We start from the raw sequence: 13,348 nt of genomic DNA, 5'->3' as shown, positions 1-13,348 counted from the left end.
GCGCCCGCCGCAGGGCGCAGTCCGCCGCCATGCGGTGGGGCAACGCCATGGGGGCGGGCGTGACCGACCAGTTGCTCATTGCCGGCGGCGGCATGGGCGGGCTCGCCGCCGCGATCGCCTGCCGGCGCGCGGGCTGGCAGGCCCGCCTGTACGAGCGCACCGAAGCCCTGCGCGAGGTCGGCGCGGGCATCCAGCTCGGCCCCAACGCCACCCGGATCCTGCGCGAGTGGGGCCTCGGGGACGCCCTGCGCGCCGTGGCTGCGCAGCCGCGCGAACTGCACGTACGTGACGGTGTCGGCGGGCAGGAAGTGGGCACGCTGCGGCTCGGGCCGACGTTCACGCAGCGCTACGGCGCCCCATACCTCACCGTGCACCGGGCCGACCTGCAGGCGGTGCTGCTGGAAGGCGCGCAGCGGGCCGGCGCCGAGTTGCACCTCGGGTCGCGCATAGCGACGGTGTTGCCGGGACCGCAGGAGGTGCGGGTCGAGGTCGCCGAGTCCGGGCACGACCTGGGCGCTGTCCTGGTGGGCGCGGACGGCGTCTGGAGCCAGGTGCGCCAGCAGGTGTGCAACGACGGCCCGCCCCGGGCCACCGGCCACCTCGCATATCGCACCCTCGCGTTGCAGCGGGACCTGCCGGCCGCCTTGCGCAGCGAGGACGTGACGGTCTGGCTGGGACCGAGGCTGCATGTGGTCGCCTATCCGGTGCGCGCCGGCGAGATGCTCAACGTGGTGGCCGTCGTGCAGGGCAGCACCGGCGGCGCGCCCGAGGACTGGGACCAGGCCGCCGCGGTGGCCGACCTGGTAGCGGCGATGGGGCCGCTCGCCAGGCCGCTGCAGCACCTGGTGGCCGCGATGCCGGGCTGGCGCCTGTGGGCCCTGCACGACCGGCCGCCGCTGGCGAGCGCCGACCAGATGGCCAGCGGCCGCATCGCGCTGGTGGGCGACGCGGCGCATCCCATGCGCCCTTACCTCGCGCAAGGCGCGGGCATGGCGATCGAGGATGCCGCGGAACTCGGACGCGTGCTGGCGCCGGTCGCCGGCCGGCCGGCCGAAGTGGCTGGCGCACTGCGCTCCTACGCCGAGAACCGCTGGAGGCGGTGCGCCCGGGTGCAGTCGCGCGCGGAGCGCAACGGCCGCATCTTCCACGCCACCGGTCCGGTGCGCTGGGGGCGCGATCTGTCGCTGCGCCTGCTGGGAGAGCGGCTGCTCGACCAGCCGTGGCTCTACGGCCGCTGAACCTGGAGCCTGGGCCCCCTTGCAGGCCCAACGCGGTGCCCGTCTCTCTGCCGCCCAGGCTCCTAGAGATCCGTGCGCAGCCGCCAGATCTCCGGAAACAGCACCACGTCCAGCATCTTGCGCAGGTAGCTCACGCCGCCGGTGCCGCCGGTGCCGCGCTTGAATCCGATGATGCGTTCCACGGTGGTGACATGGCGGAAGCGCCACAGGCGGAAAGCGTCTTCCAGGTCGGTGAGCTCCTCGCCGAGTTCGTACAGGTCCCAGTACCGCTTCGGGTCGCGGTACACCATGAGCCAGGCCTGCTCCACGTCGGCGCTTTCCGCGTACGGCTGCCTCCAGTCGCGATCGACGTGCGTCGCCGGCACCGGCAGTCCGCGCCGGGCCAGCAGCCGCAGCGCTTCGTCGTAGAGCGAGGGAGCCTCGAAGGCCTGCTGCACCGCGGCCAGCCGCTGCGGGTGATGGGCATGCGGCTGCAGCATCGTCGCGTTCTTGTTGCCCAGGGCGAATTCGAGGCAGCGGTACTGGGCGCTCTGGAAGCCGCTCGAGTTGCCGAGGTATGGGCGGATCGCGCTGTACTCGGTCGGCGTCATCGTCGCCAGCACGTCCCAGGCGTGCACCAGCTGCTCCATGATGCGGCTCACGCGCGCGAGCATCTTGAACGCGGCCCCGAGCTCGTCGCCGGCGATGGCGGCGTTCGCCGCGCGCAGTTCGTGCAGCATCAGTTTCAGCCACAGCTCGCTGGTCTGGTGCTGGACGATGAACAGCATCTCGTTGTGGTCGGGCGAACGCGGGTGCTGCGCGGCCAGGATCGTGTCGAGCTGAAGGTAGTCCCCGTAGCTCATCGAACGGCTGAAATCGAGCTGCGCCTCTTCCTCGCGCACGATGTCCTGCGGCTTGCGGCTGTTCATGTGACGGCGTGCCTCCGGTTGAATTCCGGTCGGCGCCATTCGCCGCCTTGCAATACCTGCTGGAGATGGTCGGCGGCGTGCCACACCTCCTCGAAGCCGGTGTACAGCGGCGTGAACCCGAAGCGCAGGATGTCGGGTGTCCCGCCGTCTGCCGAGCCGGCGCGGAAGTCGCCGATCACGCCCCGGGCGATGAGCGCCTGCACGATGCCGTAGGCGCCGTCGGTCCGTGACAGGCAGACCTGGGAGCCGCGGCGCGCGTGCTCGCGCGGCGTGACCAGCGCAAGGCCATGGCCGGCGCAGCGTTCCTCCACCAGTGCGATGAACAGGTCCGTCAGCGCGAGCGACTTGCGGCGCAGCGCCGCCATGCCCCCCAGGGGCTGCGCCGCCAGCACGGTGTCGATGCCGCACTCGAGGGCCACCATGCTGAGGATCGGCTGTGTGCCACACAGATAGCGGGCGATGCCGGCAGCCGGCCGGTAGTGGGGCGTGAATTCGAACGGAGCGGCATGGCCCCACCAGCCGGCCAGCGGCTGCTCGAAGCGGTCCGCGTGGCGCGGATGGACCCAGGCGAACGCCGGCGCGCCCGGACCGCCATTGAGGTACTTGTAGCCGCAGCCGACGGCGAAGTCGGCACCCGCGCCGGCGAGCTCGACCGGCACGGCGCCCGCGCTGTGCGCCAGATCCCAGATGGTGAGCGCGCCGGCGTGGTGGGCCGCGGTGGTGACCGCGGCCAGGTCGTGCATCGCGCCGCTGCGGTAATTCACGTGCGTGAGCATCACGACCGCGACGTCGGTCGACAAGGACGACTGAACCTGCGCGCCATCCACCAGGCGCAGCTCGAAGCCGCGGTCCCGGCACAGCGCCTGCGCGATGTACAGGTCGGTGGGGAAGTTGTCGCGCTCGCTGAGCACGACCCGCCGCCCGGGCGCCTCGGCCTGGGCATGGTGGAGCGCGGCACTCAGCACCTTGTAGAGGTTGATCGACGTGCTGTCCGTGGCGACCACCTCGCCCGGCTGCGCGCCGATCAGCGGTGCGATCCTGTCGCCGAGCCGTCGCGGCAGGTCGAACCAGCCGGCGCCGTTCCAGGAGCCGATGAGGCCTTGGCCCCATTCGTCGGTGACCGTGCGGGCGACACGTTGGGCCGTGGCGCGCGGCAGCACGCCGAGCGAGTTGCCATCGAGGTAGATCACGCCCTCGGGCAGGGCGAACAGGTCGCGCAATTCCCGCAAGGGATCTTGCGCGTCCATCGTGCGGCAGTCCTGCAAGGTCGTCATCGCGGGCTCTCCGGGAGCGGACGCAGCACGGCGCGCACCGGCGAGGCGTCCGCCGCCATCAGCTTCAGGGGCAGGGCGATCAGCTCGTAATCGCCTTCGGCCACGTCGTCGAGCACCAGGTTCTCCAGCACACGCAGGCCGTGGCGGCGGATCGCCTGGTGGCTGGGCAGGTCCTTGCTGTCCGCGGGATCGATGCTGGCGGTGTCGATGCCGACCAGCCGCACCCCGAGGGCCGCCAGGCGTTCGATGGTGTCGGGCGCGAATGCGGACAGATCCGGGTCCCAGCGCTCGATCGGCATCCGCTCGTAGGTGCGCACCAGCACCCGTGGCGGAAGGTTGCGCAACGCGTGCTCGAGGTCGGCCCAACGCACCAGCGGCCCGCGGCCGATGGCATGGATCACGCGGCACGGGCCGAGGTAGGGCTCGAGATCGAGGGCGCCGGCGGCGTCCCCGCCCGGGGCGTAGTGCAGAGGCGCGTCCGCATGCGCGCCGACGTGCGGCGACATGGTGATCCGACCGACGTTCACCGGACAGCCCGGCGCCAGCGTCGCCGACCACTCCTGCGCGTACGGGGTGTCGCCGGGAAACACCGGCGAGCCGGGGCCGACCGGCGGCGAAATGTCCCAGATCCTGCTCATGGAGGCAGTGTGCCTCGGCGGGCGCGACCCGTGTGCGGGCGGGGCGTTGTCAACCGCCGGTTGCGCCGGCGCGTTCCATGGAAGCTGTATGCACATACAGCTCAAAGGAGCCGATCATGGAACTGCAACAGGCGCGCGCCATCGTGGAGACGCTGGCGCAAGGTATCCACCCGGTCACCGGGGAGCTCATGGACGCCGACGGTCCCTACAACGAACCGGTGGTGATCCGGGCGCTGTTCACGGTCGCGCGGGCGCTGGAGGGCGGCGAGGGCAAGGCAACCAGGGAGGCGGGCGAGCGCCGCTCCGGCGCGCCCAACCAGGGCAAGCCCTGGGCGCCGGAAGACGATGCGAAGCTGGAAGCGGCCTTCGTCGACGGCGCCGACCTCAAGCCCCTGGCGCAGGAACTCGGACGCACGACGTTCGCGCTGGAAGCCCGCCTCGTGAAGCTGGGGCGCCTGCCGCCGCGCAGCGGCATGCGGTTCGGGACCAGCGCGCCGGCGTAGGCGTACGGCAGGCGGCTTTCAGCCAACCCTGCCCAGCAGAAGGAACTCCATGAGTGCCTTCTGCACATGCATCCTGTTTTCAGCCTCGTCCCAGACGACGGACTGGGGGCCGTCGATCACCTCGGCCTCGACTTCCTCGCCGCGGTGGGCCGGCAGGCAGTGCATGAACAACGCGTCCGACTTCGCGACGCGCATCATGTCCTGGTCGACGCACCAGTCGGCAAAGGCCCTCTTGCGCTCCTCGTTCTCGGCTTCGTAGCCCATGCTGGTCCACACGTCCGTGGTGACGAGGTCGGCGTCGCGGCAGGCCTGCATCGGGTCCTTGAAGACCTTGTAGCTCTCGTTGCTGCGCAGGCCGGCCACCGCCTGGTCGACTTCGTAGCCGCTGGGGGTGCTGACGTGCACGGTGAAGCCGAGCAGCTCGGCCGCCTGCAGCCAGGTGTTGGCCATGTTATTGCCGTCGCCCACCCAGGCAACGACCTTGCCCTTGAGGGCCGCCAGGTCCAGTTTGCCGTCGGGGCCGGCGCAGCGGTGCTCCATGAACGTGAACAGGTCCGCCATGATCTGGCACGGGTGGAACTCGTTGGTGAGACCGTTGATCACCGGCACGCGCGAGTGGGCGGCGAAGCGCTCGATCTTGTCCTGGCCGTAGGTGCGGATCATCACCAGGTCGACCATGCGGCTGATCACGCGCGCCGTGTCCTCGATCGGCTCGGCGCGGCCCAGCTGGGTGTCGCCGGTGGTCAGGTGGACCACGCTGCCGCCCAGCTGGTACATCCCGGCTTCGAAGCTCACGCGGGTGCGGGTCGACGCCTTCTCGAAGATCATCGCCAGCGTCCGGTCGGCCAGCGGGTGGTAGGTCTCGTAGGCCTTGAACTTGCGCTTGATGATCGACGCCCGCTCGAACACCCAGCCGTAGTCGTCGGCCGTGAGGTCGCTGAACTGGAGGTAGTGCTGCAACTTCATTGTGGTTCCGCGAGGAATCCCCGCACGATCGGCGCGAGCCGGGCGACGATCTCGTCGGCCTCGGCCACGCTGAGGATGAGCGGCGGCACCAGCCTGATCACGCTGTCGGCCGTCACGCTGATGAGGAGCCCGGCGTCGGCCGCGCGCTGGACCAGCGCACCGCAGGGCTTGCCCAGTTCGATGCCCAGCATCAGGCCTTGCCCGCGGATCTCCCTGACGTCCCGCAGGCCGCCGAGCTCGCGCTCGAGCGCCGCCTTCAGGTGCGCGCCCACCGTGGCCGCGTTCTCCAGCAGCTTGTCCTCTTCCATGATCCGGATCGTCTCGACGCCGGCGCGCATGGCGAGGGGATTGCCGCCGAAGGTCGTGCCGTGGTTGCCCGGCTGCAGGACGCCGGCCGCGCGCGGGCCGGCCACCACGGCGCCGATCGGCACGCCCGAGCCCAGGCCCTTGGCCAGCGGCATCACGTCCGGCCGGATGCCGGCCCACTGGTGCGCGAACCACTTGCCGGTGCGGCCCATGCCGCATTGCACCTCGTCGATCATCAGCAGCCACTCGCGCTCGTCGCACAGCTTGCGCACCTGCTGCAGGTACTCGATCCGCATCGGATTCACGCCGCCTTCGCCCTGGATGGTCTCGAAGAACACGGCGGCGACGTTCGGGTTGCCTTCCGTCGCCTTCCTCAAGGCCTCGATGTCGTTGAGCGGCACGCGGATGAAGCCTTCCACCAGCGGCTCGAAGCCCTTTTGCACCTTCTCGTTGCCGGTGGCCGACAGGGTCGCGATGCTGCGGCCATGGAACGCCTTCTCGTAGACGACGATCTGCGGCAGGGCGATGCCGCGGTCGTGCCCGTACTTGCGCGCGATCTTGAGCGCGGCTTCGTTGGCCTCCAGGCCGCTGTTGCAGAAGAAGACGTTGGTCATCCCCGACATTTCGACCAGCCTGGCCGCCAGTTGCTCCTGCAGGGGCACGTGGTAGTAATTGGAGGTGTGGATCAGCTTGGCGACCTGGTCCTGCAGCGCCGGCACGAGCTTGGGGTGTCCATGGCCCAACGTGTTGACGGCGATCCCGCCCAAGGCGTCGAGGTACTCCTTGCCGTTCACGTCCCACACGCGCACGCCTGCCCCATGCGAAAGGGCGATCGGCACGCGGCCGTAGGTGTTCATGACGTGGGGCGAAGCAGCCGCTATCAATGCCATCTCTGGATCTCCAAAAAGAAGCGGCTCAACGAAGTGAGCCGTTGAAGCGTGATTTTAGGCACAGAGCGCCGTCCGGCTCGCGGAAGCGGCGCCGGCCGCGGGCAACAAAAAAGCCGTCTCGCGGACGGCTTCTTGCTTTGCTGGCAGCGCACCCATTTCAAACGGCGGGTTCCTGGGGGCGGGCCCCGGCAGGAATCCGGGCTGGTTGCCTGGAGTGCCTCAGGCGGCGGCGGTCGCCAGGGCCTTCACCTTGGCGGCCAGGCGGCTCTTGTCGCGAGCGGCCTTGTTCTTGTGGAAGATCTGCTTGTCGGCGACCGTGTCGACGATGCTCTGCGCCTTGGCGAACGCTTCGGTCGCCTTGGTCTTGTCGCCGGCGGCGACGGCCTTCTCGACGTTCTTCACCGCGGTGCGGTACTTCGAGCGCAGCGAGGTGTTCGCGGCGTTGAGCTTGACGTCCTGGCGGGCGCGCTTGCGGCCCGACGCCAGGCGCGGGTTCTTTTTCTTGGGTTTGGCTGATGCCATGGTGATGTGTCCTTGTGTCTGAGGATGATGCGCAGCAAAGCCCGCCATTATAGCCCCCAGGCCCGGCCGCGCTGCCGTGGGGAAAAGGCCGTCCGGCGGCGCGCCGCGGGCGGGCGCGAGGGCGGCAGATACACTCGGCACGCTCCATGAGCCTCTTCAAAGCCGCATCCACCGTCTCCCTGTTCACGTTGGCGTCCCGCATCACCGGGCTGGTGCGCGAGCTGCTGATGGCGGCCACCTTCGGCGCGTCGGGGCTGACCGATGCCTTCAACGTCGCTTTTCGCATCCCGAACCTGTTCCGGCGCCTGTTCGCGGAAGGGGCGTTCAGCCAGGCCTTCGTGCCGGCGCTGGCCCATTCCCGGGAGCAGGACGGCGAGGCGGCCACGCGGCGGCTGATCGACAGCGTCGCCACGGCGCTGGCCTGGGCGCTGCTGGTGACCTGCATCATCGGGGTGGCCGGCGCCCCGATCCTGGTCTGGGCGCTCGCCAGCGGCTTCCAGAAGAGCCCCGACAGCTTCGAGGCGGCCGTGCTCATGACCCGCTGGATGTTCCCCTACATCAGCTTCATGTCCATGGTGGCGCTGTCCTCCGGGATCCTCAACACCTGGAAGCGCTTCGCCGTCCCGGCCGCCACGCCGGTCCTGCTGAACCTGGCCATGATTGCCGCCGCCTGGCTGGGCGCACCCTGGTTCGCGCGGCAGGGGATCGAGCCGATCTACGCCATGGCCGCCGGCGTGATGCTGGGCGGCGTCCTCCAGCTGGCGGTGCAGATTCCGGCGCTGGCACGCCTGGGCCTGCTGCCGCGGATCGGCCTGGGCTGGTCCCGCCTGCGGGCGGCGTGGGCCGACCCGGGCATGCGCGGGGTCGCCCGCATGATGCTGCCGGCGCTGCTGGGCGTCGGCGTGGCGCAGGTTTCGCTCCTGATCAACACCCAGATCGCTTCGTGGCTGCCCACCGGCAGCGTGACCTGGCTCACCTACGCCGACCGGCTGATGGAGTTCCCGACCGCGATGCTTGGCGTCGCGCTGGGCGTGGTGCTGATGCCCCAGCTGGCGAGCGCCCGCGCCAGCGGCGATGGCGAGCGCTATTCGGCGATGCTGGACTGGGGCCTGCGGCTGGTCGTGCTGCTGGCCGTGCCGTCGTCCATCGCCTTGCTGCTGTTCGCGCAGCCGCTGGTGGCGACGGTGTACCACTATGGTGCGTTCACCGACCGCGACGTGGCGCAGGTGTCGCTCGCACTGGCCGGCTACGGCGCCGGGCTGCTCGGGCTGGTCGCGGTGAAGGTGCTCGCCTCCGGCTTCTACGCCAGCCGGGACATCCGCACGCCGGTGCGCATCGCCATCGTGGTCCTGGTCATCACCCAGCTGCTCAATGTCGCGCTGGTGCCGGCCCTCAAGCACGCGGGCCTGGCGCTGTCGATCGGGCTGGGCGCGCTGATCAACGCCGGCTGGCTGCTGGTGGGCCTGATCCGGCGCGGCAGTTACCGTCCGGCGCCCGGCTGGGCCCGGTTCGGCCTGCAGGTACTGGCCGCCAGCGCGCTGCTGGCCGTGTTCCTGCTGTGGGCGGCGCGCAGTTTCGCCTGGGTGGCCTTGCGGGCGCAGCACTGGGAGCGCATCGGGATCATGGCGGCGATGCTGGCCGCATCGGCCGTCATCTACTTCGCCGCGCTGTGGGCCGGCGGCGTCAAGCTGCGGCAGTTCGCCGCGCGCTGAGGGCCTGCGCCGCCCGGGCGCGCGCGGGCCCCCGGCACGCCGGCGCGACGGATTTCATCCTGGGCTTGCCTGGATCAACGGGCGAGCGCTGCCGCTCTTGACGCGCCCATGCGGCTCCATTACAAAGAACTCATGCGGTTGAACCTGTCAGATCCGACGCCCCTGGAGTACTTCAGCGTCCTGGTGCAGAGCGACGAGCAGTTCCCGCTCCTGGAGGCCGCGGCCAGCATCGCCCAGGACGAATACCCCGACCTCGACGTGCAGCAGGTCCTCGGCGACGTCGACCAGCTGCTGGCCCGCCTCAAGCGCCGGATCCCGGCCGACGCGGCGCCGCTGCAGCGGCTGCGGGCGCTCAACCAGTTCTTCTTCCGCGACCTGAGCTTCGGCGGCAACGTCAACGACTACTGCGACCCGGACAACAGCCACATCAACGTGGTGCTGCGCACCCGGCGCGGCATCCAGATCTCGCTGGCGGTGCTCTGGATCGAGCTGGCCCAGGGCCTCGGGCTGCACGCCCGCGGCGTGTGCTTCCCGGGCCATTTCATGGTCAAGGTGAACCTGCCGAAGGGGCAGGTCGTGATCGACCCGTTCACCGGGCAGTCGCTGTCGCGCGAGGAGCTGGCGGAGCGGCTCGAGCCGTACAAGCGCAGCAGCGGCCTGGTCGACGAATTCGAGGTGCCGCTGGGCCTGTACCTGCAGGCCGCGCCGGCGCGCGACATCATCGCCCGCATGCTGCGCAACCTGAAGGAGATCCACCAGGCGCAGGAAGACTGGACCCGGCTGATCGCCGTCGAAGACCGCCTGATCATCCTGCTGCCCGAAGCCTGGGGCGAGTACCGCGACCGCGGCCTGGCCCACGCCGAGCAGGGGCACAGCAGCCTGGCGGTCAGTGATCTCGAAACCTACCTGGTGCACGCCCAGGACGCGCTGGACATCGACGCCATCGCCGAACGGGTGGCGCACCTGCGGCGGGCAAAGAACTAGCCTTTCCGAAGTACCAGCAGCACCAGCGCCAGCGCGCTGAATCCGGCGCCCGCCAGAAAAGTGACCGGCGCCCCCCACCGGTCCCACAACAAGCCGGCCAGCGCGCTCGCCACCAGCAGCGCCACGCCGCTGACGAGGTTGAAGAAGCCGAAGGCGGTTCCGCGCAGGTCGGAGGGGGCGGTGTCGGCCACCATCGTCGCGAGCAGTCCCTGGGTCATGGCCATGTGCAGGCCCCACAATCCAATCCCTGCCCACAGCAGCGGGCCCGCCTCGGCCGCGGCGAGCAGGAGATCAGCCGCGACCAGCACCACCAGGCCCCACGCGAGCAGCGCCCGATGGCTCATCGAGTCTGCCAGCTTGCCGAACGGGTACGCCCCCGCGGCGTAGACGACGTTCATCGCGATCAGCACCAGCGGCGTCCAGGCCAGCGCCAGGCCGCCTTGCTGGGCTCGCAGCACCAGGAAGGCCTCGCTGAAGCGCGCCAGGGTGAAGACCGCCCCGGCGCCGACCACCCACCAGTACGCCCGGCTCAGGCGCCTCAGGTTCTCACGGCGGATCGGATTGGTGCGCGGCTTGCCGTCCGGATGCGCGGGTTCGCGGACGCCAAACACCAGCAGCGCCACCGAGAGCACGCCCGGAACCACGGCCACCCAGAACACCGCCCGGAAGTCGTTGGCCCACAGCAGCATCAGGCCGATCGCAAGCAAGGGGCCGAGGAACGCGCCTACCGTGTCCAACGACTGCCGCAGGCCGAAGGCCGCGCCGCGGATCGCCGGCGGCGCGATGTCCGCCACCAGGGCATCGCGCGGCGCGCCGCGCAACCCTTTGCCGATGCGGTCGATCAGGCGCGCGCCCAGCACCATGCCGGCGGTGGTCGCCAGCGCGAACAGCGGCTTGGACAAGGCGCCCAGCCCGTAGCCCAGCACCGCCATCGGCTTGCGGCGCCCCCAGTAGTCGCTGATCGCGCCGGAGAAGACCTTCACGATGAGGGCCGTCGCCTCGGCGAAACCTTCGATCAGGCCCACGGTGAGCATGCTCGCACCGAGGCCGGCGACCAGGAACACCGGCAGCAGGCTGTGGATCAGCTCCGAGGAGACGTCCATCAGGAGGCTGACGAAGCCCAGCGCCCAGATGGCGGGCGGCAGGCGGGGCCGGGCGGCGCCCGGGCTGGCCATGGTCAGGCGATCACCACCGCGGCGCCACCGTCGCGCGGCGCGATGGCGCCGATCTCGTGGACGGTCTCGCCTTGCTCGCGCAGCATCGCGGCGGTGGCCGGCACGTCGGCGGCCGCGACCACGACCACCATGCCGATCCCGTTGTTGAACGTGCGGTTCATCTCCTGGTCGTCAACGCCGGCCGTGCGCTGCAGCCAGGCGAACAGCTCGCTCTGCGGCCAGCTGCCCGCCTTCAGGTGGGCGGCGCAGCCATCGGGCAGCACCCGCGGGATGTTTTCCAGCAGGCCGCCGCCGGTGATGTGGGCCAGGGCCTTGACCGGATGCTGCGCCAGCACCGCCAGCACGCTCTTGACGTACAGGCGGGTCGGAGCCATCACCGCTTCCTTGAACGGCTTGCCGTCGAGCGTCGCCGGGAGGGCCGTGCCAGCCCGCTCGATGCACTTGCGCACCAGCGAGAAGCCGTTGGAATGGGCGCCGCTCGAGGCGAGCCCCAGCACGACGTCGCCCGGCTGCACCGTGGCGCCGGTGAGGATCTTCGACTTCTCCACCGCGCCGACGGCGAAGCCGGCCAGGTCGTATTCGCCGGCCGGGTACATGCCCGGCATCTCGGCGGTTTCCCCGCCGATCAGGGCGCAGCCGGAAAGCTCGCAGCCGCGGGCGATGCCGCCGACCACGGCTGCCGCCGTGTCGACGTCCAGCTTGCCGCAGGCGAAGTAGTCGAGGAAGAACAGGGGCTCGGCGCCTTGCACCAGCACGTCGTTGACGCTCATGGCGACCAGGTCGATGCCCACGGTGTCGTGCATGTTCCACTCGAACGCGAGCTTCAGCTTGGTGCCGACGCCGTCGGTGCCGCTCACCAGCACCGGCTCGCGATAGCGCTTGGGCACCTCGAACAGGGCGCCGAAGCCGCCGATGCCGCCCAGCACGCCTTCGCGCATGGTCTTCTTCGCCAACGGCTTGATGCGCTCGACCAGCGCGTCGCCGGCTTCGATGTCGACGCCGGCGTCTTTGTAGGAGAGGGGGGAGGAGCTCATTGGATCGGGCGGCGGGCCCGGCTGAGGCGGGCCCGATAGAATTTGGGAGATTCTAGCTTTCGCACCCGCCGGCGCCGCCGCTCCTGGCCGCCTCGGCAACTCCCCACCCCAAGCCATCGTCGATGCAGTTCACCACCTCCCAGAAGCGCGTTTCGGCCTGGCTGCTGATCGGCTTCCTGGCATTCCTGGCGCTGTGGCTGCTGGGGCCGGTGCTGACGCCGTTCGTCATCGCCGCGGTGCTGGCGTACGCGCTGACGCCGCTGGTCGACCGGCTGGACGAAGTGGGCCGCGGGCGCATGCCGCGACTGCTGGCCGTGATCGTCGTGGAACTGCTCCTGATCCTCGTCCTCATCGGGCTGGTGCTGCTGATCGCGCCGATCCTGGTCAAGGAGGTTCCGCTGGTGCGCGAGCAGCTCCCGGTGCTGTTCGACCGACTCAACGCGAGCCTGACGCCCTGGCTCGAGCAATACGGCATCTACGTGCCGCTGGACCTGGACAGCCTCAAGACGCGCCTGCTCGAGTACCTCAACGACAACTACGATGCCGCCGTGGCGTCCGTGCTCTCGTCGCTGAAGGTGGGCGGCAGCCTGGCGATCATCGTCGTCGCCTATACGCTGCTGGTGCCGGTCGCGCTGTTCTACCTGTTGCTTGACTGGGAGACCTTCGTGGCCCGGATCGTGGAACTGGTCCCGCCCCGCGCGCGTCCCGCCTTCGATTCGTTCACCGCGGAAGCCGACCAGGTACTGGGCCAGTACCTGCGCGGGCAGCTGCTGGTGATGCTCACCATGGGCATGTACTACAGCACCGGCCTGGCGCTGTTCGGCCTCGACCTTGCCTTGCCGATCGGCCTGTTCACCGGGCTGGCGATGTTCGTGCCTTACGTAGGGTTCGGCATCGGCCTGATCATGGCGCTGCTGGCGGGGCTCCTGCAGTTCGCCTCCGCCAAGGCGCTGGTGATGGTGGCGGTGGTCTACGGCAGCGGCCAGGTCATCGAGGGCCTGTACCTCACGCCGAAACTCGTGGGCACGCGCATCGGGCTGCATCCGCTGCTCGTGATCTTCGCACTGCTCGCCTTCGCCCAGCTCTTCGGGTTCGTCGGCGTGCTGGTCGCGCTTCCCGCCAGCGCGGTGCTGCTGGTCGCCATCCGGCGGCTGCGCGCGGGCTATATCCGCAGCAACCTGTACCAGAGCTGAGCATG

13 protein-coding genes are annotated in these 13,348 nt (G+C 70.1%); 5 read left to right on the top strand and 8 right to left on the bottom strand.

Going from position 1 to position 13,348, the window contains the following annotated elements; genetic code table 11:
- Positions 1 to 29: 29 nt before the first annotated feature.
- Complete coding sequence (locus RAMLITH_RS16420; protein ID WP_238344235.1) at positions 30 to 1,238, top strand: FAD-dependent monooxygenase; 1,209 nt, start codon at positions 30 to 32, stop codon at positions 1,236 to 1,238.
- Between the two features lie 62 nt (positions 1,239 to 1,300).
- Here RAMLITH_RS16420 and kynA read toward each other — a convergent pair whose 3' ends face one another.
- Genes kynA through kynB form a run of 3 tightly spaced genes read right to left on the bottom strand, consistent with a single transcriptional unit; the run spans position 1,301 to position 4,058 of the window.
- On the bottom strand, positions 1,301 to 2,146 hold the full coding sequence (gene kynA, locus RAMLITH_RS16415; protein WP_168108518.1) for a tryptophan 2,3-dioxygenase: 846 nt from the start codon (positions 2,144 to 2,146) through the stop codon (positions 1,301 to 1,303).
- Positions 2,143 to 3,420 carry a kynureninase gene (gene kynU / locus RAMLITH_RS16410; RefSeq protein WP_168108517.1) on the bottom strand — a complete coding sequence of 426 codons (1,278 nt, stop codon included), beginning with the start codon at positions 3,418 to 3,420 and terminating at the stop codon, positions 2,143 to 2,145. The genes kynA and kynU overlap by 4 nt, the downstream gene beginning before the upstream one ends.
- Positions 3,417 to 4,058, bottom strand: coding sequence for an arylformamidase (gene kynB / locus RAMLITH_RS16405; RefSeq protein ID WP_168108516.1), 642 nt, complete (start codon positions 4,056 to 4,058; stop codon positions 3,417 to 3,419). The genes kynU and kynB overlap by 4 nt, the downstream gene beginning before the upstream one ends.
- 116 nt (positions 4,059 to 4,174) lie before the next feature.
- On the opposite strand from kynB, the gene RAMLITH_RS16400 reads away from it, so the two are divergent.
- Positions 4,175 to 4,561, top strand: a complete 387-nt coding sequence (locus RAMLITH_RS16400) for a hypothetical protein (protein ID WP_168108515.1) — start codon at positions 4,175 to 4,177, stop codon at positions 4,559 to 4,561.
- Between the two features lie 18 nt (positions 4,562 to 4,579).
- Here RAMLITH_RS16400 and argF read toward each other — a convergent pair whose 3' ends face one another.
- From argF to rpsT, 3 genes are all read right to left on the bottom strand, one after another.
- Entirely contained in the window at positions 4,580 to 5,527 is a 948-nt protein-coding gene (argF, locus tag RAMLITH_RS16395; RefSeq protein ID WP_168108514.1) for an ornithine carbamoyltransferase, read from the bottom strand.
- Positions 5,524 to 6,723, bottom strand: a complete 1,200-nt coding sequence (locus RAMLITH_RS16390; RefSeq protein ID WP_168108513.1) for an aspartate aminotransferase family protein — start codon at positions 6,721 to 6,723, stop codon at positions 5,524 to 5,526. The genes argF and RAMLITH_RS16390 overlap by 4 nt, the downstream gene beginning before the upstream one ends.
- A 219-nt stretch (positions 6,724 to 6,942) precedes the next feature.
- Entirely contained in the window at positions 6,943 to 7,245 is a 303-nt protein-coding gene (gene rpsT / locus RAMLITH_RS16385) for a 30S ribosomal protein S20 (RefSeq protein WP_168108512.1), read from the bottom strand.
- A gap of 146 nt (positions 7,246 to 7,391) precedes the next feature.
- On the opposite strand from rpsT, the gene murJ reads away from it, so the two are divergent.
- The gene (gene murJ / locus RAMLITH_RS16380) at positions 7,392 to 8,957 is read left to right on the top strand and encodes a murein biosynthesis integral membrane protein MurJ (protein WP_168108511.1); all 1,566 of its coding nucleotides are present in this window, start codon (positions 7,392 to 7,394) and stop codon (positions 8,955 to 8,957) included.
- A gap of 132 nt (positions 8,958 to 9,089) precedes the next feature.
- The gene (locus tag RAMLITH_RS16375; protein WP_168108510.1) at positions 9,090 to 9,941 is read left to right on the top strand and encodes a SirB1 family protein; all 852 of its coding nucleotides are present in this window, start codon (positions 9,090 to 9,092) and stop codon (positions 9,939 to 9,941) included.
- On the opposite strand, the gene RAMLITH_RS16370 is transcribed toward RAMLITH_RS16375, so the two are convergent.
- Both RAMLITH_RS16370 and purM read right to left on the bottom strand, forming a co-directional pair.
- On the bottom strand, positions 9,938 to 11,116 hold the full coding sequence (locus tag RAMLITH_RS16370) for an MFS transporter (protein WP_168108509.1): 1,179 nt from the start codon (positions 11,114 to 11,116) through the stop codon (positions 9,938 to 9,940). The two genes, RAMLITH_RS16375 and RAMLITH_RS16370, sit on opposite strands and share 4 nt — an antisense overlap.
- 2 nt (positions 11,117 to 11,118) lie before the next feature.
- A complete protein-coding gene (purM, locus tag RAMLITH_RS16365; RefSeq protein WP_168108508.1) occupies positions 11,119 to 12,150 on the bottom strand; it encodes a phosphoribosylformylglycinamidine cyclo-ligase in 1,032 nt (343 codons plus the stop codon).
- 122 nt (positions 12,151 to 12,272) lie between these two features.
- On the opposite strand from purM, the gene RAMLITH_RS16360 reads away from it, so the two are divergent.
- Complete coding sequence (locus RAMLITH_RS16360; protein WP_168108507.1) at positions 12,273 to 13,343, top strand: AI-2E family transporter; 1,071 nt, start codon at positions 12,273 to 12,275, stop codon at positions 13,341 to 13,343.
- The last annotated feature ends 5 nt before the right edge of the window (positions 13,344 to 13,348 follow it).

This window comes from Ramlibacter lithotrophicus (assembly GCF_012184415.1).
GTDB lineage: Bacteria > Pseudomonadota > Gammaproteobacteria > Burkholderiales > Burkholderiaceae_C > Ramlibacter > Ramlibacter lithotrophicus.
The sequence above is the reverse complement of the archived record's forward strand: the minus strand, read 5'-3'. Positions and strand labels throughout refer to the sequence as shown.

Coding starts and splice junctions, on each gene's coding strand:
- RAMLITH_RS16420 (WP_238344235.1), top strand. CDS start 30: ATGCGGTGGGGCAACGCCATGGGGGCGGGCGTGACCGACCAGTTGCTC.
- kynA (WP_168108518.1), bottom strand. CDS start 2,146: ATGAACAGCCGCAAGCCGCAGGACATCGTGCGCGAGGAAGAGGCGCAG.
- kynU (WP_168108517.1), bottom strand. CDS start 3,420: ATGACGACCTTGCAGGACTGCCGCACGATGGACGCGCAAGATCCCTTG.
- kynB (WP_168108516.1), bottom strand. CDS start 4,058: ATGAGCAGGATCTGGGACATTTCGCCGCCGGTCGGCCCCGGCTCGCCG.
- RAMLITH_RS16400 (WP_168108515.1), top strand. CDS start 4,175: ATGGAACTGCAACAGGCGCGCGCCATCGTGGAGACGCTGGCGCAAGGT.
- argF (WP_168108514.1), bottom strand. CDS start 5,527: ATGAAGTTGCAGCACTACCTCCAGTTCAGCGACCTCACGGCCGACGAC.
- RAMLITH_RS16390 (WP_168108513.1), bottom strand. CDS start 6,723: ATGGCATTGATAGCGGCTGCTTCGCCCCACGTCATGAACACCTACGGC.
- rpsT (WP_168108512.1), bottom strand. CDS start 7,245: ATGGCATCAGCCAAACCCAAGAAAAAGAACCCGCGCCTGGCGTCGGGC.
- murJ (WP_168108511.1), top strand. CDS start 7,392: ATGAGCCTCTTCAAAGCCGCATCCACCGTCTCCCTGTTCACGTTGGCG.
- RAMLITH_RS16375 (WP_168108510.1), top strand. CDS start 9,090: ATGCGGTTGAACCTGTCAGATCCGACGCCCCTGGAGTACTTCAGCGTC.
- RAMLITH_RS16370 (WP_168108509.1), bottom strand. CDS start 11,116: ATGGCCAGCCCGGGCGCCGCCCGGCCCCGCCTGCCGCCCGCCATCTGG.
- purM (WP_168108508.1), bottom strand. CDS start 12,150: ATGAGCTCCTCCCCCCTCTCCTACAAAGACGCCGGCGTCGACATCGAA.
- RAMLITH_RS16360 (WP_168108507.1), top strand. CDS start 12,273: ATGCAGTTCACCACCTCCCAGAAGCGCGTTTCGGCCTGGCTGCTGATC.